Origin of the sequence: Achromobacter sp. ACM01 (assembly GCF_014851745.1) — a bacterium.
GTDB lineage: Bacteria > Pseudomonadota > Gammaproteobacteria > Burkholderiales > Burkholderiaceae_B > Achromobacter > Achromobacter aegrifaciens.
On the sequence record NZ_JACVAF010000001.1, the window covers coordinates 1271717 to 1296661 of the forward strand.

Annotated in this window: 15 protein-coding genes; 9 read left to right on the forward strand and 6 right to left on the reverse strand. The window is 67.6% G+C overall.

Features of this window, described 5'->3' with window-relative positions:
• The first annotated feature begins 82 nt into the window (after positions 1-82).
• The 7 genes from IB268_RS05855 (at position 83) to IB268_RS05885 (ending at position 9603) form a co-directional block, all read left to right on the forward strand.
• A complete protein-coding gene (locus IB268_RS05855) occupies positions 83-1885 on the forward strand; it encodes an ABC transporter ATP-binding protein (protein ID WP_192353960.1) in 1803 nt (600 codons plus the stop codon).
• On the forward strand, positions 1879-3633 hold the full coding sequence (locus IB268_RS05860) for an ABC transporter ATP-binding protein (protein ID WP_192353961.1): 1755 nt from the start codon (positions 1879-1881) through the stop codon (positions 3631-3633). Before IB268_RS05855 ends, IB268_RS05860 begins: the two co-directional genes overlap by 7 nt.
• A complete protein-coding gene (locus tag IB268_RS05865; protein ID WP_192353962.1) occupies positions 3633-4574 on the forward strand; it encodes an ABC transporter permease in 942 nt (313 codons plus the stop codon). The genes IB268_RS05860 and IB268_RS05865 overlap by 1 nt, the downstream gene beginning before the upstream one ends.
• On the forward strand, positions 4574-5521 hold the full coding sequence (locus IB268_RS05870; protein ID WP_192352718.1) for an iron chelate uptake ABC transporter family permease subunit: 948 nt from the start codon (positions 4574-4576) through the stop codon (positions 5519-5521). The genes IB268_RS05865 and IB268_RS05870 overlap by 1 nt, the downstream gene beginning before the upstream one ends.
• Positions 5518-6294 carry an ABC transporter ATP-binding protein gene (locus IB268_RS05875; RefSeq protein WP_175180678.1) on the forward strand — a complete coding sequence of 259 codons (777 nt, stop codon included), beginning with the start codon at positions 5518-5520 and terminating at the stop codon, positions 6292-6294. Before IB268_RS05870 ends, IB268_RS05875 begins: the two co-directional genes overlap by 4 nt.
• Positions 6291-7295 carry a siderophore ABC transporter substrate-binding protein gene (locus IB268_RS05880; RefSeq protein ID WP_119451907.1) on the forward strand — a complete coding sequence of 335 codons (1005 nt, stop codon included), beginning with the start codon at positions 6291-6293 and terminating at the stop codon, positions 7293-7295. The genes IB268_RS05875 and IB268_RS05880 overlap by 4 nt, the downstream gene beginning before the upstream one ends.
• A 100-nt stretch (positions 7296-7395) precedes the next feature.
• Positions 7396-9603: a TonB-dependent siderophore receptor gene (locus IB268_RS05885; RefSeq protein WP_175212537.1), complete on the forward strand. Its 2208-nt coding sequence runs from the start codon at positions 7396-7398 to the stop codon at positions 9601-9603.
• Between the two features lie 37 nt (positions 9604-9640).
• On the opposite strand, the gene IB268_RS05890 is transcribed toward IB268_RS05885, so the two are convergent.
• The 5 genes from IB268_RS05890 to IB268_RS05910 all read right to left on the reverse strand — a co-directional run bounded on the left by IB268_RS05890 (position 9641) and on the right by IB268_RS05910 (position 16566).
• Complete coding sequence (locus tag IB268_RS05890) at positions 9641-11158, reverse strand: thymidine phosphorylase family protein (protein ID WP_054451799.1); 1518 nt, start codon at positions 11156-11158, stop codon at positions 9641-9643.
• A complete protein-coding gene (locus IB268_RS05895) occupies positions 11155-12513 on the reverse strand; it encodes an MBL fold metallo-hydrolase RNA specificity domain-containing protein (RefSeq protein ID WP_192353963.1) in 1359 nt (452 codons plus the stop codon). Before IB268_RS05895 ends, IB268_RS05890 begins: the two co-directional genes overlap by 4 nt.
• 26 nt (positions 12514-12539) lie before the next feature.
• Positions 12540-14894, reverse strand: a complete 2355-nt coding sequence (locus IB268_RS05900; RefSeq protein WP_192353964.1) for a xylulose 5-phosphate 3-epimerase — start codon at positions 14892-14894, stop codon at positions 12540-12542.
• 25 nt (positions 14895-14919) lie between these two features.
• A complete protein-coding gene (locus tag IB268_RS05905) occupies positions 14920-15801 on the reverse strand; it encodes a ribose-phosphate pyrophosphokinase (protein ID WP_054451796.1) in 882 nt (293 codons plus the stop codon).
• Positions 15802-15954: 153 nt separating this feature from the next.
• Positions 15955-16566 carry a class I SAM-dependent methyltransferase gene (locus IB268_RS05910; protein WP_119451909.1) on the reverse strand — a complete coding sequence of 204 codons (612 nt, stop codon included), beginning with the start codon at positions 16564-16566 and terminating at the stop codon, positions 15955-15957.
• Positions 16567-16634: 68 nt separating this feature from the next.
• Between IB268_RS05910 and IB268_RS05915 the strand changes: the two genes are divergently transcribed.
• Together IB268_RS05915 and IB268_RS05920 are read left to right on the forward strand one after the other, a co-directional pair.
• The gene (locus IB268_RS05915) at positions 16635-17054 is read left to right on the forward strand and encodes a RidA family protein (RefSeq protein ID WP_192353965.1); all 420 of its coding nucleotides are present in this window, start codon (positions 16635-16637) and stop codon (positions 17052-17054) included.
• A gap of 113 nt (positions 17055-17167) precedes the next feature.
• A complete protein-coding gene (locus IB268_RS05920) occupies positions 17168-23341 on the forward strand; it encodes an autotransporter outer membrane beta-barrel domain-containing protein (protein WP_192353966.1) in 6174 nt (2057 codons plus the stop codon).
• Positions 23342-23366: 25 nt separating this feature from the next.
• On the opposite strand, the gene IB268_RS05925 is transcribed toward IB268_RS05920, so the two are convergent.
• Positions 23367-24944 carry a serine hydrolase gene (locus IB268_RS05925; RefSeq protein WP_192353967.1) on the reverse strand — a complete coding sequence of 526 codons (1578 nt, stop codon included), beginning with the start codon at positions 24942-24944 and terminating at the stop codon, positions 23367-23369.
• Between the last annotated feature and the right edge of the window lies 1 nt (position 24945).

Genomic DNA, 24945 nt, shown 5'->3' on the forward strand with positions numbered 1-24945 from the left:
GTTTATTGCAATGAAACTAATTCGAGAATTTAGTTTATAGTGATGCAAATAATTATCACCAACATCTGGGTAAGTCGATTTCATGAGCAGTTCAGGAGCAGCCGCGGCCAAGCCTGGGAAACCCGGTCCGCTAGGCTTGGTGCTGGCCCCCGTACGCGGGCAATTGATGGCCGCCGCAGCGCTGGCCGCGGTGGGCACCATGCTTACCCTGGTGCCGCTGGCGGGGATCGCGCACATTGCCCGTATCGTCCTCGCTGGCGCCGAGCCTTCCGCAACCGCTCAAGCCTGGCCAGGAATCTGGTGGACTGTCGTCGCCAGCCTGGCGTGCATGTTCGCCGGCATGGCGCTGATCTCGGCCGGCGAATTGACGGCTCATCTGGCCGATAACCGCCTTACGCATCGACTGCGCCTGGCCGCCGCGCAGCGGCTGTCGCAGGTGCCGCTGGGCTGGTTCACCAGCAGGGCGTCGGGCGAGGTCAAGCAGGCGATGCAGGACGACATCGGCACGCTGCACAGCCTGGCCGCGCATTTCTACACGGCGGTGGGGCGCGCCACGGGCGCTATTGCGATTTCGGTCATCTACCTGTTCGCGCAGGACTGGCGCATGGCGTTGGCGGCGTTGCTGCCGTTCCCCGGCTTCTTCCTGTTCCTGCGCCGGGCCATGAAGGCCGGCGGGGCGAACATGCAGGAATTCGTCGAGCGGCTTGGGCGCCTCAATGGCGCAACGGTCGAGTTCGTCGGCGGCATCCCCGTGGTCAAGGCATTCGGCGATGCAGGCAAGGCGCATCGCGGCTATCGCGAGGCCGTCGACGCCTTCGCCGAGGCGTTTGCCAGTTTTACCCGTCCGCTGGTGGCGGCGATGGCGCATGCCCATGCAATGATCGCGCCGGTCACGGTGCTGGGCGTGGTGCTGGGTTTTGGCGCCTTGTTCGTCGGGTTGGACTGGATGGCGCCGGTGGATGTGCTGCCGTTCGCGCTGGTGGCGCCGGGAATATGCGCGCCGGTGCTGTTGCTGCATACGCTGCTGCACGATCTGGGCAGCGCCGCGGGCGCCGCGCAGCGCGTGCAGGCGCTGCTGGAGACGCCGGTGCTGGAACCGCTGGCGCCCGGCCAGGAACAAATCCCCGAGGGCCATGAAGTCCGGTTCGAGAGCGTGGGTTATTCCTATGGCGGGGAGCGCCGGACCCTGTCGGGCATCAGCTTCACGCTGGAACCCGGCACGGTCACCGCCATCGTCGGGCCCTCGGGCGCGGGCAAGTCCACGCTGGCGCGGCTGCTGCTGCGATTCTTCGACCCCGACGAAGGGCGCATCACGCTGGGCGGCGCCGATCTCAGGCGGATCGCGAGCGCGCAGCTCTACCGGCGCGTGGGCTTCGTATTGCAGGAAGTGCGCCTGATCCATGCCAGCGTGCGCGACAACATCGCGCTGGGCCGGCCCTCCGCGACCCTGCAAGAGATCGAGGACGCCGCCCGCACCGCCAATATCCATGAGCGCATCCTGGCGCTGCCGCGCGGCTACGATTCGGTGATCGGCGAGGACGCGCAGCTTTCCGGCGGCGAACTCCAGCGCGCCAGCATTGCGCGCGCCGTGCTGCTGGATCCTCCCGTGCTGGTGCTGGACGAGGCCACGGCGGCGGCCGACGCCGGCAACGAGGCGGCGGTCCAGGGCGCGTTGTCGCGCTTCGCCCGGGGGCGCACGGTGATGGTGATCGCGCACCGGCTGGATACGGTGATGCACGCCGACCGCATTCTGGTCGTCGAGGACGGCGCCGTCGTCGAACAAGGCCGGCATGAGCAGTTGCTGGCGCAAGGCGGCAGTTATGCCCGGCTGTGGGCGCAGGGCGGCTACGAAAACTCCGATGACAAAGAGGTGGCCGCATGCTGAAGACCTTCATGCTGTTGCTGGGCCAGGACGCGCCTGTCCTGCGCCGCTACGGCTGGATGGCCGTGGCCTATGGAGTGCTTTGCGGGCTGACCATTACCGCGCTGGCGCCGCTGCTCACGCATCTGCTTGAAGCGGACGTGAAGGCTGCCGCCCCGTGGCTGGCCGCGCTGCTGGCCGGGGTAGCGGTCTGCTGGGGCCTGCGGCGCCATGTGGAGCGGGCCGGCGTGCGCGTGGGCGTCGCCATCCTGCAAGACGCCCGCCATCGCCTCGGCGACCATGTGGCCAGCCTGCCCGTGGGTTGGTTCACGCCGCAGAATACGGCCCGTCTCGGGCACGTCGTCACGCAAGGCATGATGTCTGTGGCCCAGCTCCCCGCGCATGTCTTCACGCCCGTCATCGCCGGCGTGGTGACGCCAGCGGTGCTCGTCGTCGCACTGTTTGCGCAGCACTGGCTGTTGGGCCTGATCGCATTGGCGGCGCTGCCGTTGCTGGCAGGCTTGCTGGCGCTCACGGCAAGACTGGCGCGGCGCGCGGATGAGGCTTTCCAGCAGCGCTTTGCCGATGCCAGCCAGCGCATGGTCGAATTCGCGCAGGCCCAGTCGGTGCTGCGCGCGTTCAACGGAGCTGGCGGAGGCACGCGACTGCTCGAACAGGCAGTGGAACAACAGCGCGCGTCCGGGGCGCGGGTGATCTGGCTGTCGGCCGGGGCGGCCGTTCTCAACGTCTGGGCCGTGCAGGCCGTCTTTGCCGTCCTGCTGGCCGCCTCAGCCTGGTGGCTCGACGGCATCCTGGGCAACCCGCTGGCAACCGGACAGATCGTGGCCGCGATCGTCGCGCTGATGCTTGCGGTCCGCTATATCGATGCGTTGCTGGAGGTGGTCGGCTATGGGGAGGTGCTGCGCGGCGCGCGCGGGCAACTCGACGCCATCGAAGCGCTGTATGCCGTCCCGCCGCTGCCGGAGTCCGATGCGCCGCAGGAACCGCGCGATGCTTCGATCGAATTGCGCAATGTGCATTTCCGCTACGCGGATCACGCGCCCGAGGTGCTGCAAGGTGTGAATCTGCGTATCGAACCGGGCAGCATGGTTGCCCTGGTTGGCGCGTCCGGCTCCGGCAAGACCACGCTGGCGCGGCTGATTGCGCGTTTCTTCGACGTGAACCAGGGCGGCGTGCTGGTCGGTGGCGTGGACGTGCGGCAGATTTCCAGCTTGAGGCTGGCCGGCCAGATCAGCCAGGTCTTCCAGGACAACTATCTGTTCACGGGATCCATCGCCGAAAACATCCGCGCCGGCAGGCCGGGCTGCAGCGATGCCGAGTTGATGGATGTCGCCAAACAGGCCGGCGTGGACGGCATCGCCGCGCGCCTGCCGCAAGGGCTGGACACACCGGTAGGCGAGGGCGGCGCGCGGCTGTCCGGCGGCGAACGCCAACGCATCGCCGTCGCCCGCGCGCTGCTCAACCCTGCGCCCATCATGCTGGTGGACGAGGCGACCGCGGCGCTGGACGCGGAGAACCAGGCCATTATCACCGGGACGCTGGCGCGGCTGCGCGGGAAGCGCACGCTGGTGGTGATCGCGCACCAGCTTTCCACCGTGGCGATGGCCGACCAGATCGTGGTGATCGAGGACGGACGTATCGCCGAGCAAGGCACGCCCGCAGCTTTGCGTGAGAGCCAGGGGCGGTACGCGCAGTCCCTGGATCAGCGCAAGGCTGCCCGCGGCTGGCGCATTGCAGGGGCGCACGCCTGATGCGTGCCAGCCTGGTCGGCCTGTTCATCGTGCTTTGCGGCGCGTCGCTGCTGGTGGGCGCGCGCCAGATCGCCTGGCCGCAGCTGTACTCGCTGTCGGGCGATGCCTGGCTCACCTTGACCGCAAGCCGGCTGCCGCGCCTGGCGGCGCTGGTGCTGACGGGCATCGGGCTGGCCGTCTGCGGCGTGATCCTGCAGCACATCGTGCGCAACAAGTTCGTCGAACCCGCCACGTCGGGCGGACTGGATGCCGCCAAGCTGGGCATCCTGGTGTCGATGCTGTCGATGCCTGCCGCCGGGCCGGCGGCGCGGACGCTGTTTGCGCTGGGCTTCTGCTTCGCGGCCAGCCTGCTCTTCGTCGCAGTCGTCCGCCGCATCAAGTTCAAGAATACGGTGCTCGTGCCCGTGATCGGCCTGATGTATGGCGGCGTGCTGAGCGCCCTGGCGGAGTTCTACGCGTATCGCAACAACATCATGCAGAGCATGCAGGGCTGGATGTTGGGCGACTTTTCCAAGATCGTGCAGGGCAACTACGAGATCATCTACCTGATCCTGCCGATCGTCGTGTTGACCTATCTGTACGCGCACCGCTTCACCGTCCTGGGCATGGGCGAAGGCATGGCGGCGAGCCTGGGCCTGAACTATCGGGCCACCGTGGCGCTGGGGCTGATCCTGGTGGCCGTCACCGTGTCCGCCACGGTCATTACCGTTGGGGCTATTCCCTTTGTGGGGCTGGTCATCCCCAATCTGGTCGCGCTGCGCTGCGGCGACAACCTGGGTCGCACCTTGCCCGTCGTCGCGCTGGGAGGCGCGACGCTGCTGCTGGCCTGCGACATCCTGGGCCGCCTTCTGATCTATCCGTTCGAAGTGCCTATCGGCCTGACCGCGGGCGGCGTGGGCGGCATCCTGTTCCTTATGCTGATCTTCTGGAGGCACCGGTGATGCGCGCGGTTCCCCGGCAGGCGGCATGGGTGACGGTCATCGCATTGGCCCTGGCTTTCCTGCTGTTCCGTTCCAACCTGGACTTCGACTACATCATTCCCAAGCGGCTTGCCCGGCTTGCGGCCATGCTCGTCGGCGGGATCTGCATCGCGTGGTCTTCCATCGTGTTCCAGACCATCACCGGCAACCGGATCCTGACGCCGGCCATCATGGGCTACGAAGCCGTCTACCTGTTGCTGCAATCCCTGATGGTCCTGGCCATGGGGGCGCAGAGCCTGGTCCTGCTGGGCGCAAACGGCAACTTCTTCCTGTCCGTGCTGCTGATGCTGGGCTATTCGTGGATCATCCACCGCTGGCTGTTCCGCGATGGCAGGCAGAACGTGTACTTCCTGCTGCTGGTGGGGCTGGTGCTGACGATGGTGATCGGCACCTTCACGCAGTTCGTGCAATTGAAGACCAGTCCTGGCGAATTCTCCATTCTGCTCGGCTTCACCCAGGCTTCCTTCAACAAGGCGGAGCCGGGCCAGTTGCTGGTTTCCGCGATCGTCGTCGCGGGCGTGTGCCTGGCTGGAGTCAAGACGTTGCCGGCGCTGGACGTGATCTCGCTGGGACGCGATCAGGCCATCTCCCTGGGCGTGGATTATCAGCGCGTCTTGCGGCTGCATCTGGCGCTGATTGCGGTGCTGGTCGCGGTGTCGACCAGTCTGCTGGGACCCACCGCCTTTATGGGCATCTTCGTCGCCAACACCGCCTATGCCCTGACGCGCACGCGCCGGCACCGCGCCACGCTGTCGGCCGGTTGCGCTATCGCGGTCGGCATTTTCATCCTGGCGCAGCTTGCGGTCGAACATCTCTTCAACTACCGGACCAGCGTCGGCATCCTGGTCAACCTGGTTTGCGGCGCCTGGTTCCTGGCGCTGATGGCGCGCTCGCGAGGCACCGCATGATCACGATCAAGAATCTCTCGAAGAGCTATGGCCCGAAGACGGTGCTGCGCGATGTCTGCTTGCAGTTCCCCGCCGGGCGGATGACCTCGCTCATCGGCCCCAACGGCGCGGGCAAGACCACCTTGCTGATGATGGCAGGGCGGCTGCTGGAACCGAGCGAGGGCGAGATCCTGATCGAGGGCGCCAGGGCATCGGGTATCCGTATCGGCGATTACGCCAAGCGCGTGGCCACGTTGCGTCAATCGCCCGATTTCAATCTGCGCCTGACGGTGGAGGATCTCGTCGCCTTCGGGCGGTTCCCATATAGCCGCGGCGCGTTGACGCAGGAAGACCACCGCGTGATCGACGAGGCGATTGCGTTCCTCTCGCTGGAACCGCTACGCGCGGCCTATCTCGACGAACTCAGCGGCGGGCAGCGCCAGATGGCGTTCCTGGCCATGACGATCGCCCAGCAGACGGACTGCCTGCTGCTGGATGAACCGCTCAACAACCTCGACATCAAGCATGCGGTCCAGATCATGCGCGCGTTGCGCCGCCTGTGTGACGAGCACGGCCGCACCGTGATCCTGGTGGTGCACGACATCAACTTTGCGGCCAGCTATTCCGACCACATCGTTGCAATGAAGGCCGGGGCGGTGCATTGCGCCGGCAGCGTGCCCGAAGTCGTGACCGAGGACCGGTTGCGGGAACTTTATGGGCTGGACTTCGAGATCACGCAAGGCGCACGCGGACGCCTGTGCAACTACTTCAATCCATCAGGAGAACTGAAATGATCCTCAAGCACGGGCGCAGGGCATGGGCGCTTGCCCTGCTGGCCGCCACGACGGCCGTGATGCAGGGCTGCGGGCAGGAGGCGGCGGAATCGTCCAAGGCGGCGCAGCCGGCCGCCACCAGCCCCGCGGCGCAACGGGCATATCAACCCGTCGCTGTGCAGCACAAGCTGGGAACCACGGTGATCGGCAAGCTGCCGCAGCGCGTGGTCGCGCTGGACATGAACGAGGTGGATTTCCTGGATCAGCTGGGCGTTCCGGTCGCCGGCATGCCGAAGGACTTCGTGCCTCACTTTCTGGAGAAGTACAAGAACGCCGCGGATGTGCAGGACACGGGCGCGATCGTCCAGCCCAATCTGGAACGGGTGCACGCGGCCAAGCCTGACCTGATCCTGATCACCTCGCTGCAGGCGAACCACTACAAGGAGCTGAGCGAGATCGCGCCGACGATCCACTTCGACGTGGACTACCGCGACAGCGAAGCCAATCACATCGAGATCATCAAGGATCACCTCATCACGCTGGGACGGATCTTCGAGAAGGAAAGCCTGGCACGCGACAAGGCCGCCGCGCTGGACGCCAAGGTTCAGGAGGCGAAGCGCCTCATCCAGGACCGCCCCGAAAGAGCGCTCATTGTGCTGCACAACAACGGCGCCTTCAGTTCCTTCGGCGTCCAGTCGCGCTACGGCTTCATCTTCAGGGCCCTGGGCGTGAAGCCTGCGAGTCCCGACGCGGAGGCCGGCCTGCATGGCCAGCCGATATCCAGCGAATTCATCCAGCAGGCCAACCCCGACATCATCTACGTGGTGGATCGCACTGCCGTGATGGAGCGCCGGCCAACGCTGAACGCCGAGAGCTTGAGCAATCCGCTCTTGCGCCAGACCGCCGCCTGGCAGAACGGCCGCGTGGTCTTCGCCGATGCGCAAGCCTGGTACGTCATGGCTGCCAGCGCACAGTCGCTGGCGCTCATGATCGACGACGTTCTCAAGGCCTATCAGAACTGATGCAGTCCGGGGATCGGGGGAAATTGCCGGTCCATATGTAAATGATTCCCAGTCGCCTTATTTCGCAGGCGGCCCCAAGCTCAACCGAACGGAGCACTTCATGAGCAAACGTCGCCATAGCGGCCGCGCCGCACGCCTGCCATCGCGGGTGCGGCACGCGCATTCTGGCTTTTCCCTCAACTATCTCGCCGCGGCGCTGCTCGGACTGAGCGTCGGCGCGGCATCGCCGGCGTGGGCCCAGCAGGCGGCCGAGGCAGGAGTGAAAACACTGCCGGCAGTGACTGTCACGGGCCAGGCCGAAGCGCCCGCCGCGCCCTATGCCGGCGGACAGGTGACCTACGGCGGCCGCGTGGGCTTTCTAGGCGACAAGGATTCGATGGAGACGCCATTTTCCGTCATCAGCTACACGGAAAAGTACATCGAGGACTTGCAGGCGCAGGACATCACCGACGTAATCGCCCGGACCGATCCTTCGGTGTTCAGCAACGGCGTGACCGGCGCCTGGAGCGAAAACTACTCGATCCGCGGCTTCAGCTCCAGCACTACCGATATTTCGTTTGGCGGACTGTTCGGCATGGCGCCGTACTACCGGACCACGCCGGAAATGTTCGAGCGCATCGAAGTCCTGAAAGGTCCGTCCGCCTTGCTCAACGGCATGCCGCCAGGCGGTTCCGTCGGCGGTACCGTCAACCTGGTGCCCAAGCGCGCGGGCGCCGATCCCCTGACGCGCCTGACGGCGACCTACATGTCGGACTCGCAGTTCGGCGGGCACATAGACCTGGGACGGCGCTTCGGCGAGAACCAGCAGTTCGGCCTGCGCTTCAATGGTGTGTATAGGGACGGCGACGGCCCGGTCGACAACCAGAAGAAAAAGGCGCAGCTGGCCGCGCTGGGCCTGGATTGGCGCGGGGAACGCGCGCGCGTTTCCATCGACATGTATGACAGCGATGAGCGTGTGGACGGCGTGACCCGAGGGATCAATCTGGCGCCAGGCATAGGCGTGCCCAAGCCGCCCAAGCCTGAAACCCTGTTGAATCCGGACTGGGCCTATGTGAAGAACCAGGACAAGGCAGCCATGATCCGCGGCGAATTCGATGTCAGCGATAACCTGATGGCCTACGCCGCCATCGGTACCAGCCGGTCCGAATACACCTACAACGGCGCCATGGTGGCGCAGGTGTTCAATGAGGCGGGGGACTATCGCACCTCGATGGGCCAATTGAACATGAACGTGAAAAAGACGTCCGGAGAAGCCGGTCTGCGCGGCAAATTGCAGACCGGCGGCATTAAGCACCAGTGGGTGTTGAATGCCACGTACTACTCGGACAACCAACGGGACTACGGCCGCAGAACGGTGCCGGGGGCGGACTGGGTCACCAACATCTACCACCCTGTGTGGGGGCCGGCCCCCGATACCAGTTGGCCGCCGATCCTGCACAGCAAGACGCGTCTGGTGAGCTACGGCCTGGCGGATACCTTGTCCTTCGCAGAGGACCGGGTGCAGCTGACGCTGGGCGCGCGGCGGCAGGAAGTGCGCACCGACAGCTACAGCGTCACGACCGGGGCGCGGACCAGCCGCTATGACGCCAGCGCCACGACGCCCGCCGCCGCGCTGCTGATCAGGGCGACCGACAACGTTTCGGTATACGCCAATTACATCGAAGGCTTGAGCAAGGGCCAGACCGCGCCGGTCACCGCCGCCAACGCGGGACAGGTGTTCCCGCCCTACAAGACCAAGCAGACGGAAGTCGGCGTCAAGGTCGATCTGGGGGATTTCACCCATACCGTGAGCCTGTTCGAGATAAAGCGGCCCAGCAGCTATACGGACCCCGTCACCAACGTCTTCTCGTTCGGCGGCGAACAGCGCAACCAGGGCGTGGAGTGGGGCTTTTTCGGCGAACCGATGCGTGGTGTGCGCCTGATGGGCGGTGTGGCGTACATCGACCCCAAGGTCACGAAGACCGCCATCGCCGCCAACGAGGGCAAGCAGGCGACCGGTGTTCCCAAGCTCCAGGGCAAGCTGGGCGTGGAATGGGATGTGCCGGCGGTGCAGGGACTGACGTTGACGGCCAATGCAACCGCCGTGTCCAAACAGTACATCAGCGCCGACAATTCGCTATCGGTGGCGGGACGCACCACCTACGACGTAGGCGCGCGCTACGCCACCAAGGTGGCTGAGCGCCCGATCGTGCTGCGAGCCGCCATCAACAATCTGACGAACAAGGCCTATTGGGGCATGCCGCAGTTGTCGAGCCTGGCGCTGGGCGCGCCGCGCACCTTCATGCTGTCCGCCTCGATGGAGTTCTAGGCGGGCGGCTGAACGGCGGGCGGCGCTGCCGCCCGCTTCAGGCTTCGATGGTCACGATATCCCCGGCGTGCCGCGCATACTCCAGCGCATAGGCCATTTCGCTGCGGGTCTGCGCATGGAGATAGAGCCAGGGCTGCCCGCGCGCGACTTCATCGCCCAACCGCGCGTGCAGCGACACGCCGGCTGCAGGCCGTTCCGGCGCGCCGGCCAGCTTGGCCAGGCGCGACAGCTTGCGGTTGTCGATATGGGTCACGCGGCCGGCTTGCAACGCGACCAGAGGTTCGACGTGCGCGGCCTGCGGCGGTTCGCGCAGGCCGCCCTGGGCGGCGCAGATGCGGGCGAACTTCTCCCAGGCCTGGCCGCTGTCCAGAGTCCGTAGCGCCAGCGCAATGCCTTGCCCGGGCGGCGCCGCGCCGCCGATTTCGAGCACGGCGCCCGCAACCAGAGCGGCGCGTTCGCGCAGGTCCTGCGGCTGATCGGCGTCGTTGCGCAGCACGGCCAGCACGTCGCGGGCTTCCAGCGCGGGGCCGATGCCGCGGCCGACGGGCTGGCTGCCGTCGGTATACAGGCAGCGCAGGGTCAGGCCGAAATGCGCGGCGGTTTCTATCAGGTGGCCGGCAAGGCGTTCCGCAGCCTCGCGGCTGCGGACCTTGGCGGTGGGCCCGACGGGGATGTCGATCACCACATGCGTCGCCCCGGCGGCGATCTTCTTGGATAGCACCGAGGCGATCAGCTGGCCCTCGGTGTCGATGTCCAGTTCGCGTTCCACCCGCACGAAGATGTCGTCGGCCGGGCTCAGGTGCATGGCGCCGCCCCAGGCGATGCAGCCGCCCTCGGCCTGGACCACCCGTTGCAGCTGCTCGATGCCCAGGTCCACCGGCGCCAGCATTTCCATGGTGTCGGCCGTGCCCGCTGGCGAAGTGATCGCGCGCGACGAGGTCTTGGGCATGACCAAGCCGTTGGCCGCGGCGATGGCGACCACCAGCGGGGTGGTGCGGTTGCCGGGCAGGCCTCCCACGCAATGCTTGTCCACCACGATCGGCGCCTGCCAGCTCAGGCGGTCGCCGACTTCGACCATGGCTTTGGTCAGGAAGATGGTCTCGTCGACGCTCAGCGGCAGCGTGGCCGTGGCGGTGAGAAAGGCCGACAGGTGCACGTCGGTGTAGCGGCCGCGCACCACGTCGCGGACAATGGCGGCAAGATCCTCTTCGCCCAGGCGGCGGCCATAGATGCGCTGGCGCACGCCGGCCAGGGACTCCAGCACCGGCGGGTGGCGGACCTGCACGCTGTCGCCGTCGCGTATGTCCAGCGCGTCCCAGGCTTCCTCGGACAGCGCCACCTCGTCGAGCGCGAGCAGGTCGCTGTCGATCTGGTAGAGCTGGGCCTGTACTTCGTGGCCGTTCGAGGTGATCAGCACTTGCGAACGCGACGCCAAACCTTCGGAACGGCAGACGTGGCAGTCCGCGCGCATCAGCGCTATCGGCTGATGCTGCGCGTGCAGGCGCATGCGCGTGGCGCGCAGCGCGGGCGGCTTCAGTTCCGGCACGCTGCTCACAGCTCGTACCTCTGGTCCTGCAGCGGAACGGTGACATGCCAGCTGAGTTCGCGCTCGATGCGTTCGCGCAGCGCTTCGGAGGCCTCGGGTTCGCCATGGACGATGAAGACCCGGCGTGGCGCTTCCTGGAAGCCGGACAGCCAGCGCATCAGTTCGTCGCTGTCGGCATGCGCCGACAGCATGGGCAGTTCGGCGATCTCGGCATTGATGGGCGTCCACTGGCCGTAGATCTTGGTTTCAGTCGCGCCATTGAGCAGCTTGCGGCCGCGCGTGCCGGCGGCCTGGAAGCCGGAGAAAAGCAGGGTATTGCGATGGTCGCTGCCGAAGGCGGCGATATGGTGCAGCACCCGGCCGCCGGTGGCCATGCCGCTGGCCGAGATGATGACCTTGGGATAGCGGTTGGCCGACAGCGCCTTGGATTCTTCGACGTCGCGCACATAGGTCACGGCCGAGCAGGCGGCCTCGTATTCGCGCGGGGAGAGCTTGTGCTCGCCGGCATGGCGGTCCAGCAGTTCGGTGGCGCTGGTGGCCATGGGGCTGTCCAGGTAGACCGGGATGTTCTGCAGCCGGCCGGCCTGGCGCAGCTTCCACAGCGCATGGATCAGGGTCTGCGCCCGCCCGACGGCGAAGGCTGGAATGACGACCGTGCCGCCGCGCTGCACGGTGCGTTCGATCACGGCGCCCAGGGCTTCGACGGGATCGGCCGGGTCGTGACGCCGATTGCCGTAGGTGGACTCGATGACGATGTAGTCGGCCCGTGGCACGGGCTCGGGATCGTGCATCACCGGATCGTTGTAGCGGCCCAGGTCGCCCGAGAACACCACGCGCATGCCGCCGATATCGATCTGCGCGGTCGTTGCGCCCAGGATGTGGCCGGCGCGGCGCAAGGTCAGCTTCGCGCCGCCGGGCAAGGCGGTTTCCTGGTGCAGCGCTACATCGGAAAAATGCGTCAGCGCGCGTTCGGCGTCGACCACGCGATAGAGCGGCAGCGCGGGTTTGTGCTTGGAAAAGCCCTTGCGGTTGGCGAAGTCGGCGTCCTTTTCCTGCAGATTGGCGCTGTCCAGCAGGATCAGCTCGGCGACGTCGCGGGTTGCGGGCGTGGCGTGGATCTTGCCTTTGAAGCCTTCGGCCACCAGCCGCGGCAGATAGCCGCAATGATCCAGATGCGCGTGCGTAAGCACCACCGCATCGATGTCGGTGGGCGACAGCGGCAGCCGCTGCCAATTGAGTTCGCGCAGGTTCTTCAGGCCCTGGAACAGGCCGCAGTCGATCAGCAGGTGCGTGTCGGCGTGGCTCAGGAGGTGCTTGGAGCCGGTAACGGTGCCGGCTCCACCCAGGCAGGTCAGTGTGAGCATGGTTTCCTTGTGCAGCATCAGAATGATCAGGCGAGGTCGGCGGGATTGCCCTTGCCGTCCAGGGCTTGCAGGCGCGGCGCGTCCAGCACGTCTACGCGGCGCCAGCCCGCGACGGCAGCGGCCGCATCTACTGCATGCGCCCAGGTGCAGCGGTTGGCGTACAGCATGCCGGCCACGTCCAGCGTGCCGCCGCGGCTGATGTAGCCCAGCGCCCGGGTGCGGGCCGGGCCGCCGTCCAGCCGGCGCAGCACGCCCAGCATGGGTTCGGGGCGCGTATGGCACAGCAGCACGCGCGGCAGGCCGGGCGGGAAAAGCGCGTGGACGGCTTCGTCGGACAGGACAAAAGCGGATTCGAGCTCGTCGCGCGGCGTGCGCAGTCGGCCAGGTTCCAGCACCACGGATACGCAGCACTCGCGTCCCTGCCGCGCCAGATGGGCACGGGCTTTCAACGCCTCTTCTACCTGGTACGCGCCGATGGCGACGAACTGCAGCACGCTGGTCTTCGGGTCGCCGGCGACGTGCGCGGCGCCCTGTTCGATCAGCGTCTGCGCGGCCTGGGCGTCGAAGCGCTGCGTGCCCTCGCGCTTGGACACGACCATGCAGGCCACCTGCGCGCGCTGCGCGTAGACCGCGCGCAGCGCCGCCGCGGCGCTGTTGCCGTCCACCGGAAAGAGCACGCGGGAGGTATCGGACATTTCACCCAGCAGGGCTTCGCCTATGGTGGGATCCTGGTGCGATTGCTCGTTCTTGGCGTTCTCCCACGTATGGGAAGTGACCACCAGCGGCACTGACAGCCAGCCCGGGGATTGTCCCAGTTCCTTCTGGCGGCGCGCGAAGATGATTTCCTGGCGCAGCAGGCCCAGCATCTTCACCGCGAAGGCCTCGTAGCTGACGATGAGGTTCAGGCCGCCCTTGTTCGCCAGCGCGGCCGCGGCCACCGCTTCCTCGTTCAGGGCGGTGATGACGGCGCCGTGCTGGTCTTCGGCCACGCCGGCCTCCGGATGGTCGACGCGGTGCTTCAGCAAGGCCAGCGTGCCGCCCATCTTGTTGCTGGCCAGTTCATCCGGATTGCCGATGCGCACGCGCAGGCGCGGATTGGCCCGCCCCAGTTCGACGAACCAGCGGTCCAGCGCCGCCATGGCGCTGCTTTGGGCGCCTGCGGTTTCCCAGGCGGGTTCGGGCAGGGCAGGCGCATCGGGATGCCGGTGCGCCATGGGGTGTCCGCTTTCCAGCGGGCGTTGCTGCGCTCCGTGATTGGCCAGCGCCGCCAGCGCCGCGTCCAGTTCCGGCCCCGGGACGAACAATCGGGCCGCGCTGGCGTTGAAAGCGTCGCGGGCCCCGCTGTCAGTATGAGGGTTGCCGCCCAGCGGCAGGTTGTGCGCGGCGTTGGTGCCGGCGCCGGGAAAGCCGAATCCCTTTTCGGTTTCGGCGATGACGTAGGGTAGCCGGGCGGGGTACTGGAAGCCTGGCGCCGCGAGGCTTGCGGCCAGCGCGTCTTCCGCCGCCAGGATGGCCCAGGCGATGGCCGCCGGATCACGGCCGTCGACGATGAGCGGATCGAAGCCGTTGTGGCGCAGGTCCTCGGCCAGCCAATGCGCGCCGCCTTCCTGCACGATCTGCGTGCGCTGCTCGATGCGGCGGCCATTGAGGATCATGACCGGCACGGCCTGGCCGCAATCCTCGGCGCGCCACCAGCGCGTGGCCCAGTCGGAGCCGCGCTGTTCTTCGAACGCGCCGTCGCTCAGAAAGGCCACCAGGTTTTCGCCCGGCAGCGGCATGTGCACGTATTGCAGGCCGGCGAAGCCCAGGTAGCCGCCTTCCGACACGGCGCCCGCCGTGTTGGGGCCGGCGTGGCTGCCCAGCGGCACGGCTGGCAAACCCCGGGCGTCGATGGCGTAGGAATAGAAGTCCGTGATCAGGCGTCCCAGCCCGGCTTCGCTGCGGTCATAGCGGCCGCGCTGCGCAGGCGACACGTCGCCGGTCAGGGCGTTGACGGCTTCGATGGCGGCCACGCAATGGCCCTGGCCCATCAGCCAGCCGCGGGTCTTGCCGCTCAACGCGTTGGCCAGCAGGTAGGCGACGAAGGCGGGCGCCATGTTCAGCGAACCGCCCGTATGGCCTTCGGGGTTGGGCTTGAAGTCTTCGGCGGCCAGCGGTGCGCCGTTCAGGTCGATGCGGCGTGCGTAGGTCATGTGCGCCACCACGTTCATGGCGGCGCAGCTGAGGCGGTCGGCCGCGGCCAGCATGGCGTAGGCATCGTCCGCGCTGGCGATGCGGCCGCTGGCCGCCAGGCGTTGCACCAGCGCATCGATGCGCTCGACGGTTTCAGCGCGGTGCTGGATGGGGCCGTAGCCAGATAGCCAATGCTCGCGTAGCGTCATCGCGGGTTCCTTTCAAATCGGGTGATCAATCGCGCAGGTCGCGCAGAAGTGCATTGGCCAGCAAGGGCGCGAGTTCGATGCGGTTGCTGGGGTGGGGCACCGCGTCGGTGGAAACGACGCGTTCAAAACAGGCGGATACCTGGGACCAGGCGTCCTCGGCGAAGAGCGCATGCACCACCACGCATTGCGGCGGCCGCATGCCCGCCAGCTTGCCGGCGGCCGTCACCAGGGTGCGGCCGGACGAGGCGATGTCGTCCACCAGCACCGGCGTGCAGTCGCGCCAGGCGGAGAGGTCGGGCGCTTCGATGTCGACCTGGCGGTCGCCGTGACGGGTCTTGCGCAGCACCACGTGTGGCGCGCCAATGCGCGCGGCGATGGAGCCGGCCCATTGCTCGCTTTCCTCGTCGGGGCCGACGATCAGCGGCGCTTGCACATTGCCGGCGATCCAGCTGGCCAGCCGCGGCGCGGCATGCAGCGTGGTGGTCGGGATGGTGTACAGCGCCGCCAGCGACGGATGCCGGTGCAGATGCGGATCGACCGTCAGCAGGCGGTCGAAGGTCGACGACACCAGGCGCGCGAACGACAGCGAACTCACGCTTTCTCCGTCCTGGAAGCGTTTGTCCTGGCGCATATAGGCCAGATAGGGCGCGATCAGGTTGACCTCTGTGGCGCCCAGGTCGCGCGCGGTGTCGGCCGCGAAGATCAGGCCGAGAAAGCTGGGATCCGGCCGGGCCAGCGTGCAGACGATGTCGACGGCGCGTCCGCGCGGGTCGCCATGCAGCCGTACGTAGCTTTCGCCGTCAGGAAAACGGCGGGTCTCGACGGCGCCGAGTTCACCTTGGCACAGGGCGGCAAGGCGCTTGGCGAATCCTTCGTTGCCGGGGAGCGGGAGGATAAGTCTTTGCATGAATGCCGGGTCCGCCTGATCGAGGTAAGGGAAACCGAAGAGGCCGGGTGGGCCCCGCGCAGCCCCAATGGGGCCGCGGCATTCTGATTATGGCGCAGGGGCGGCGTTTGCCGGCGTTGTCGGCCGGTCAAACCTTGATGTAACTCAAAGGTTTTATGTATGCCGCCGCGCCAGCCAGATGTTGGCGCCGCCGCAGGTCGTATCGCCTTCCACGTGGCGCACCACTTCGAAGCCGGCTTGGCGCAGCAGTTCGCGGTACTCCGCGCTGTCCAGGCTGCCGTGATAGAGCGGTTGGCCTTCGAACCGGCCGATGGCTTCCCCTAGATGCGTCCCGCTGGTGTACATCAGCGCCGCGCCCGGCGCGGCAAGGCGTGCGAAGGTCTGGAACATGGGCCGCTGGTCTTCAGGCCGCAGGTGAAAGAAGCTGTGCCAGGCGATCAGCCCCTGGAAGGGCCGCAAGGGCGGCAGGCTGCGCATGTCCGCTTCAATCCAGCTGTGTCCTGGGAACGAGGCTCTTGCCCTCGCCAGCATCGCGTCCGAGGCATCCACGCCGGTCAGCCTGCAGCCGCGTTCGATCAGATGGCGGGCGATGGGGACGCCGTTGCCGCAGCCTATGTCCAGCACCTGGGGAGCGGGGCCGGGCAGCAGATCCAGGAACGCGTCCAGCCAGGCGCGTTCGGCCAGCTGCGTGCCGCGCAGTTTCTCGAAGGCGTCGGCATGTTCGCGATACAGCGTGATCACGTTGTCGGCGGGGGAGGTGGACATCGCGGCGTTCCCTAGTAGAGTTGCAAATCCCGATAAGCGAGCAACGCCCGCGTTGCACAAGGACTTCCATGAGCAAGATCGAGCGCCTGCGCCTTCCCGATGACGATCCCGCCTTTGGCGGCAACCGGATCTTCGACCTGTTCCAGTACTCGCCTGCGGTCACGGCCAACGGGCTGGTTTTCATCGCCGGGCAGATCGGATTGCGCGCTGACGGTTCCGTGCCCGAATCGGCTGCGGAGCAAGCCGACGTGGCGTTCCAGCGCATCGCCGCGGTGCTCGGCCATCTGGGCCTCGATTTTACCGACGTGGTCGAAATGGTCTCGTATCACGTCGACATCGGCGCGGACCTTGCCGGGTTCCGCGCGGTGAAGGAAAAGTACATACGGTCCGACTTCCCGGCCTGGACCATACTGGGCGTCGCGGCGCTGGCGCGACCCGGTCTGGCGGTGGAGATCAAGGTGGTCGCGGCGGTGCGCGATTCGAGATAGGGGGGCCGGAAGCAGCGACTCGTCAGCCGGGATGGTTGATTCGTCATCTTGGACTTGTACGGCGCGCGGTGAACGGCGAATTTCTCAATTTGCCCAATTCCGCCGCTGCAGCCATGATCTCCCCGCAAGATATTCCAAAGCCCGGCCGCAACGGCCTGCGGCTTTCCAGGCTGGCATTGCTTTTGCATGCGGGAATCTCCGTCCTCTACGTCTTCGGGCGGCCGGCGTTCTCCCAGACCGCGCCGCTGTCCTATCAACTGCGCGGCGCCGACGGCACCTGTTGTTCCAGCGGCAATCATCCCAACAATGGCCATGACGGCCAATGGGGCCAGCGCGACTTCGTGCAGACGGACCGCAACCAGCGCATCAGCGCCAATGGGGCCGGCCAGACCGGCATCCTGATCGACGTCAGCGGCGGCCATGGCGGCAACGGCAGGGATGCCAACCAAAATCACTGGGGGGGCAATGGCGGCGGCGGGCGGATCATCGACTACATCTTGTCGGCCAGCACGGTCAACGCTGCTGGCCGCGGAATAGACTTGTATTCCGCGGGCGGCAATGGCGGCCTGTGGGGCAATGCGGACGGACCCAATGGCGGTTACGGCATCGGCGGCGACGGGCATCAGGCGCGCATCACGCTCGACAACGCTACGGTAATGGGCACGGGGTTCGGCGTCGCGGTCCAATCCTGGGGCGGCGCGGGGACTGACAGCGCCATCGCCGACGGCTTCAGCGGCGCTTACACGTCCGGCCACGGCGGCAGCGCCGGACTCGCGTCCGTGATACTGCAAGGGACGAGTTCGGTGACGGCGCGCGGACCGGGGCCGGGTGATGTCAGTGCCGCGGTGGGTCTGATCTCGTCGGGCGGGCCCGCGGGCGCGGCCGAGCACACGGGCGATTTCGGCGGGCATAGCGATGCGGGCCGGGGCGGCGATGCCTCGACGGTCATGTTCACGTCCTCGGCCGGAACGTCAGTCAGCGGCCACGGCGACGGCGTGTACGGCGTGATCGCCCGTTCCATCGGCGGCAATGCGTCGACGTCCAATGGCGTTGACACCAAGGCCGCGGCGGGCGGCAATGCCGGCCAGGTCAGCGTGACCAACGGCGGCGCCATCAGGACCGACGGCAACCGGGGGATCGGCGTCTATGCGCTGACCCAGGGGGGCAATGGCGGCAACGGCGGCAACGGTTCGTGGTCCGGCGGACACGACGGCGGCGCGGGCGGATCGCCTGGCGCCATCTCGATCGTCAATACGGGGAAGATCACGGCTGGCAGCAACGGCAGCGTCGGCGCGAAAGGCATCGTGGCCAGCGTGCTGGGCGGAGAAGGCGGCCCCGGGGGCGCCAGCGGCGCTTTTGGACGGGGCGGGGACGGCGGCGCGGGCGCGGTTGCGGGCCAGGCGATCTCCATCACCAATGCGGGCGTCATCAGCACCTTCGGCAACGATGCGGCCGCCGTCATTGCCAACAGTGCGGGCGGCGGCGGCGGGCTGGCTTCGTCCAGCAACGGCATCATCGCCGTGGGCGGCGGGCATGGCGGCACGGGCGGCGCGGGAGGCGGTATCGCCATGGCCAACAGAGGCGGCATCGACACCTCGGGCGACAACAGCGCGGCGGTGCTGCTGCAGAGCATAGGCGGAGGCGGCGGGGTGGGCGGCGACGCCAACAGCACCGGCGTGATCGCGTCGGTCGCCATTGGCGGCACGGGCGGCGCGGCGGGCAACGGCGGCCTGATCCAGTTTTCCTCGCAAGGCAGGATTCTGACCCGCGCGGGCAATGCTTCGGGCGTGATCCTCCAGAGCATAGGCGGCGGAGGCGGCAGCGGCGGTTCGGCCAATGCGGTCGGCGTGGGCGTGGGGCTGAACGTGACGGTGGCGACGGGCGGCAAGGGCGGCAGCGGCGGCTCCGGCAGCACCGTGTCATTCACGCAAGCCCGCCAGGGCACGATCACGACCATGGGCGCGCACAGCAATGGCGTGCTGGCGCAAAGCATAGGCGGGGGCGGCGGCAGCGGCGGGCTGGCGAATTCCCGCGTCGTCACGATCGCGCCGCAGCTGGGCGACAACCCGAGCGGCGCGGTCACGCTGGCAGTGTCCAACGGCGGCGTGGGACAAGGGGGCGGCGACGGCGGCACGGCGCTGGTCACGAATGAAGGAGGCATCCGTACCTCGGCCGCGCAAAGCAATGGCGTGGTGGCCCAGAGCATAGGCGGGGGCGGGGGCAATGGCGGCGGGGTCCTGGCGCCGGTCAAGACGCCGGTCATCGGCAATTCGCTGATCGATCTGCAACTGTCCGTGCGGCATGGCGGGCAGGGTGGGCAAGGCGGCAGCGGCGGCCGGGTGCAGGCAGCGAACGCCGGCACCGGCGCCATTGCCACGGCGGGGGCCGGGTCGGCGGGCATCGTCGCGCAAAGCATAGGCGGGGGCGGGGGCAATGGCGGCATCGTCCAGATGCACGACGCTGCCAGTTTCAACGACATCCTGGGCGCGCCGGGTAGTCTCGCCGGCCTGTTGGAGAAGGCGGCGGACTGGCTGGAAAAAGGGCCGCAGTTGGCGTTCAGCAAGGCCGTCAGCCTGTCCGTCGGGGTCACGACCGGCGGCAACGGCGGCGCGGGTAGCGCTGCCAGCGCATTCGACGTGCGCAACGATGGCGCCATCGCGACGGCGGGAGACCAGGCGCCGGGCATCCTGGCGCAGAGCATCGGCGGTGGTGGCGGCAATGCCGGGGCGATAGATTCGGCTGGGGCGTCCACGCTGCTGTCCAGCATCGATGCGCTGATCAAGGCCGCCGAGTCCGGCGCGCAGGACCTGTTCACGGTCGCGTTGCCGCAGACCAGCATCACCCACCAGACCGGCGGCAACGGCGGCGCGGCGGGAGTGGGCGGAGGCAGCGCGTCCGATCCGGCCATCGTGACCAATACGGGAACGATCGCCACGCAAGGCAGCGGCTCGGCAGGCATCGTCGCCCAGAGCATCGGAGGTGGCGGCGGCCGCAGCGCGGCCAGCGGCCAGGACCTGCAGGCGGTGGTATCGGCCGGCGCCGGCAGCCAGGCGCCCGAGATCATCGACAAGATCACCCGCATCGTCGGCATCCTGGGAACCAAGGGCGGATCGCTGCTGGGATCCCTGATCAATGTGCGCAACGGCGGCGTAGCCGGGGCCAGCGGCGCGGGCGGCGCGGTCACGGTCGACGCCGGCGCCTCGGCCAGCCGGATCAGCACGCAGGGCTATCAGGCGCCCGGCATCCTGGCCCAGAGCGTGGGCGGAGGCGGCGGCATATCGATGGTCGACCGGCCCTTGTTCCTGTGGAGCCAGACCGCCGCCACCGTCGCATTGGGGGCCACGGGCGACTCGTGGCAGAGCATGACGACGAGTATGGGCGGCGCGGTCAACGTCAGCCATGGCGGGACGCTGGCGACTGGCGCGGGCGGCTCCGCCGGGATCATGGCGCAGAGCGTGGGGGGAGGGGGCGGCGTCAGCACGCTCGCCTTGCGCAACGCCAGCCTCGCCGCGATCCAGCAGAACGCGTCCCTGTCGATCACCTTGGGCGGCGATTATCCGTCGAACAACAGCAGCGGATTCGGCCTGGCCCAAGTTGCCGGCGGTACGGTCAGCGTCGCCAACAACATCGGCCGCATCGCCACGCAGGGGTGGTTTGCGCCGGGAATTCTGGCGCAAAGCGTGGGCGGCGGGGGCGGCATGGCGGCGGTGTCGTCCAGCGCGGCGCTTAGCGGCGTCGATATCCGGGTGGGAAGCGCGGCGACCGATACGGGTGGCCCTTTTTCGAGCAGCGTGAACGGCGCGGGCGGCACGGTTGCCGTGTCGAACCTGGGCGGCAGCATCGCGACCCACGGCGCGCTTTCCTTCGGCGTGCTGGCGCAGAGCGTGGGCGGCGGCGGCGGCCTGGTGACGATGGACAACGGCTCGGGGCCCGCCTCGAGCGTGGCGAACATCACGTTCGGTTCCAGCGCGCCGATGGCCGGCCCCGGGGGAACGGTCAGCGTGACGCAGGACGTGGGTGGAAGCATCGTCACCGCTGGCGTAAATTCGCACGGCATCGTCGCGCAAAGCATAGGCGGCGGGGGCGGCATCGCCGGCCTGGCAACGCGGCCCGGGCTGGCGACCTTGAAGCCCGTCTCGTCTCCCGCGCAAGGCGGTGACGGGAACGTCGTCAGCTTGTCGATCGCGGGCCGGATCGTCACCTCGGGCAGCGGCGCCGCCGGGATACTGGCGCAGAGCGTGGGCGGCGGCGGCGGGCTGGCGGGCGACCAGTCAGCCGCGCACTACACGACCGGTCTCATACAGAACGCCGGCCTCACTGGCGGCATGGGCAATGGCGGGGCCGTCAACGTGGCCATCGGCACGGGAGGCACGGTCCAGACCTCGGGCGCGAATGCGCCTGCGATCCTGGCGATGAGCGTGGGCGGGGGCGGCGTGTTCAAGGACGGCAGCCTCTATCAGTACAGCACTCCCGGCAACGAACCGGCCTATGGCGGGCCGGTAAGCGTGGACATCGGCTACGCGGCGCAGGTGGTCGCCACCGGCGCCAATTCGCCTGCCGTGATCGCCATCAGCAATGGCGCCTATGGCGGAGGCCGGGCCATCTCGATCAACCTGGGTCAGAACGCCCTGGTCAGCGCCAGCAGCGCATCCGGCACGGGCATCCTGGCGATCACGCCGCTGGCCAGCGCCACCATCACCAACGCCGGGGTCATCCAGGCGCAGACCGCCATAGACGTGGCCGGCGCAGCCGTCGTCAACAACAACGGAACCGTGGCGGGCGACGTGCTCATGGGCGGCGGCAGCCTCTTCCACAACAACGCGGGCGGCGCCTTGTACAGCGGCGCCCGCTTCCAGGGCGACCTGGACAGCGCTGGCCTCCTGAATCCGGGCGGACCGGGCGTGTACACGACCACGCGCATCACGGGCGCGCTGAACCATACGGGAACCTACCGGCCCGATCTGAATTTCGGCGGCCATAACAGCGACTTCATTTCGGTGACGGGCGCATCGACCTTCGCAGGCACCGTCAAGCCGGTGCTGCACAATCCCGTGAAGAATGTATGGCTGGGAATAGGCCATTTCGCCGCCGCGCAAACCAGCATGCCCGCGACCGCCAGCGACAGTCCCTTGTTCAGCTACGCGCTGAAGAACAATGGCGCGGGCGCCCTGCGCGATCCGCTCATTTCTGTGGATGCCAACTTCACGCCCGCGGCGTTGCCGCTTTCCGCGGATCGCGCGCGGATCGCGAATTCCCTGCAGACGCTGTGGGACCAGGGGAAAGCGAGCGATGCGTCCACCTTCGACAAGTTCACGGGCGTCCAGAGCGCGGACCAGTACCGCGACGCCCTGAACCGCATCGCCCACGACGGCCAGTTCGCCCGCGCCGCCAACCAGATGCATGCCTCCTACGCGTCGATGAACCGGATGATGAGCTGCCCGGCCTTCGTCGGCGAAAGCACGATCCTGCGCGAGGGCGATTGCGTCTGGACCCGCCTGGACACGAACTGGACCGAGCGCAAGGCCACCTCGGACGACGAGGGGTACCGCGTTCGCCAGAGCACGCTTACGCTGGGCGCGCAGCGCGAGTTTGCCGCCAACTGGTTCCTGGGCGGCTCGCTCAGCTATGCCTACGGCAAGACCACGTCCGCCGCCGACCTCTCGGGCAACAGCGATACCTACGCGGGCGGCCTGGCCTTGAAGTACAACAATGCGCCGTGGCAGGTCTCGCTTGCCGTGCATGGCGGCGTGGAGAAGAGCAGGATGTCGCGCGGCACGCTGGACGGCACGGCCAAGAGCAAGCCGGAGTCGTCCTTTCTCGCGGCCAGGCTACGCACGGCCTACGAGTTCAGCCAGCCGTCCTGGTATTTGCGGCCCTATGTGGATCTGGACGTGAACCACATCCGGCAGGACGGCTACACCGAGCAGGGCGCGGGCGCCTTGAATCTGAAGGTACGCGGCAACGACACGACCTCGTTCATGGCTTCGCCCATGGTGGAACTGGGCGGGCGCAAGGACCTGGCCAGCGGCGCGACCCTGCGCTCATACGTGGCCGGCGGGATGAGCTTTCTGAGCGGCGGCGATGTGGTCACCACCATGCAGCTCAACGGACCGGGCGCGACGCCCTTCACGTTGCGGTCGGGCATGCCCAGAACCTACGGCAACCTGTCAGCCGGCCTGGAATACGTCACGCCCAAGGGCGTGGAATTGAAGACGGAATACGCCTTGCGCGGCAACGGGGAATACCGCGACCAGTCCCTGACCCTGCGCGCCGCCTACCGCTTCTAAGCAAGCGGCGCGGCAGGGTGGAAGGCTACTTGCGGACCCAGCGGCCCAGGCCGTTGTCGTCGTAGAACTTGATGTCGAAGCCCTGGGCCCGCCCCTGGTCCATCTTGAAGACGATGGACGCCAGCGAGGCGACCAGTTCGGCTTCGCCCGCGGGCGAGAAGGCGTAGGTATCGCCGTCCCAGTGCCGCAAGGGGAAGCGCATGCCCTTGGGCCCCAGCACCAGGGTCAGCGCGCCGTTGGCCTCCTGGATCTCGGCCGGGCCGTAGTAGGGATTGTCGAACCTGCCGGTGTATTGCGACAGCGCTTTCGACGCCGCCGGCTTGGCGGGATCGGCCTGTCCGGACAGATCGGCCTGGGGTTCGAAGAACGCCTTCATGGCGCCGTTGTACGCCGCGAACCAGTCGCGCGTGGGCTTGCCGTACAACGCAGTGTCTGTGAACGATGCCGCGACGGATTCGGCCGCGCCCACTGGCGCGCCATTGGTCAGCACCACGATGCCGATGCCGGCGGAAGGGACGATGCGGAAGGTTGTTCCCGTTCCCATCAGGAAGGCGCCGGAATGTCCCATCGAAGGACGTCCGCCCAGTTCCGTGTTGACGTTGAAACCATAACCATAGAAGCCGGAGCGCGAGTCCAGGTCATGCGCGCAGGCGCTGAATGCCTGGGGGGAGAGCGCGGGCAACAGCGCGCCGGGAGCGATCATGGGCTTGCCTTGATATTGCCCGTCGGCAAGCAGCAGCTTCAGCCACTCCGCGAGGTCGACGACGGTGGAGGACACGCCGCCCGCGGGAGCCTGTTGGTCGGCGTTGCGCTGGCCCGTGGGAACGAAACGGCCGTTCTGGTAGGCGTGCAGCACGGCGCGATTGCCGTGAGCTTCGAAGTCGCCGTAGCGGTAGCTGGTCGACTTCATGCCCAACGGTTTGAAAAGCTGTTCGTCGGCCAACTGCTCCCAAGGGCGTCCGGCGGCCTTGGCCACGGCTTCCGCGCCGATGGTGGTGCTGAAGTTGGCATAGTGGTAGGACGTGCGGAAGGCGTCCAGCGGCAGCAGGCGCAGGCGGGCGATCACGTCGCCGCGGCTGAAGCCCAGGTCTTCGAGATCGTCGCCCGCCGTGCCCGGCAGACCGGAACGGTGCGCGAAGAAATCGCCGATCGTGGCGTAGTCGGACACATAGGCATTGCTCAGCTTGAAGTCCGGCAGGTAGCGCGAGACCGGATCGTCCCAGGCGGCGCGGCCCTTGGACACTTCAATGGCAGCCACCGTAGCCGACAGCGACTTGGAGATCGATGCGATCTGGAACACGGTCTGCGCATCCACCGGCGCCTGTTTGCCGGCCTCGCGCGTGCCGTAGCCCTGCGCCAGCACGGTCTTGCCGTCGATGACCACGGCCACGGCCATGCCCGGAACCTGGCTGCGCTGCATGATGTCCGCGATGATTTGCGGCAGTTCCCGCAGCGCGCGTTCCTTGCTGCCTGCAGGGATGGCGACGGCGTCCGCGGGCGGATTCGGCGCGCTGGCGATGGGCACGGACTGCGACCAGGCTGCGGTGGCGCTGCCCAGCGCAAGAAGGATGACTCCGATGACGAGCGTGTGTTTGCGGTTCATG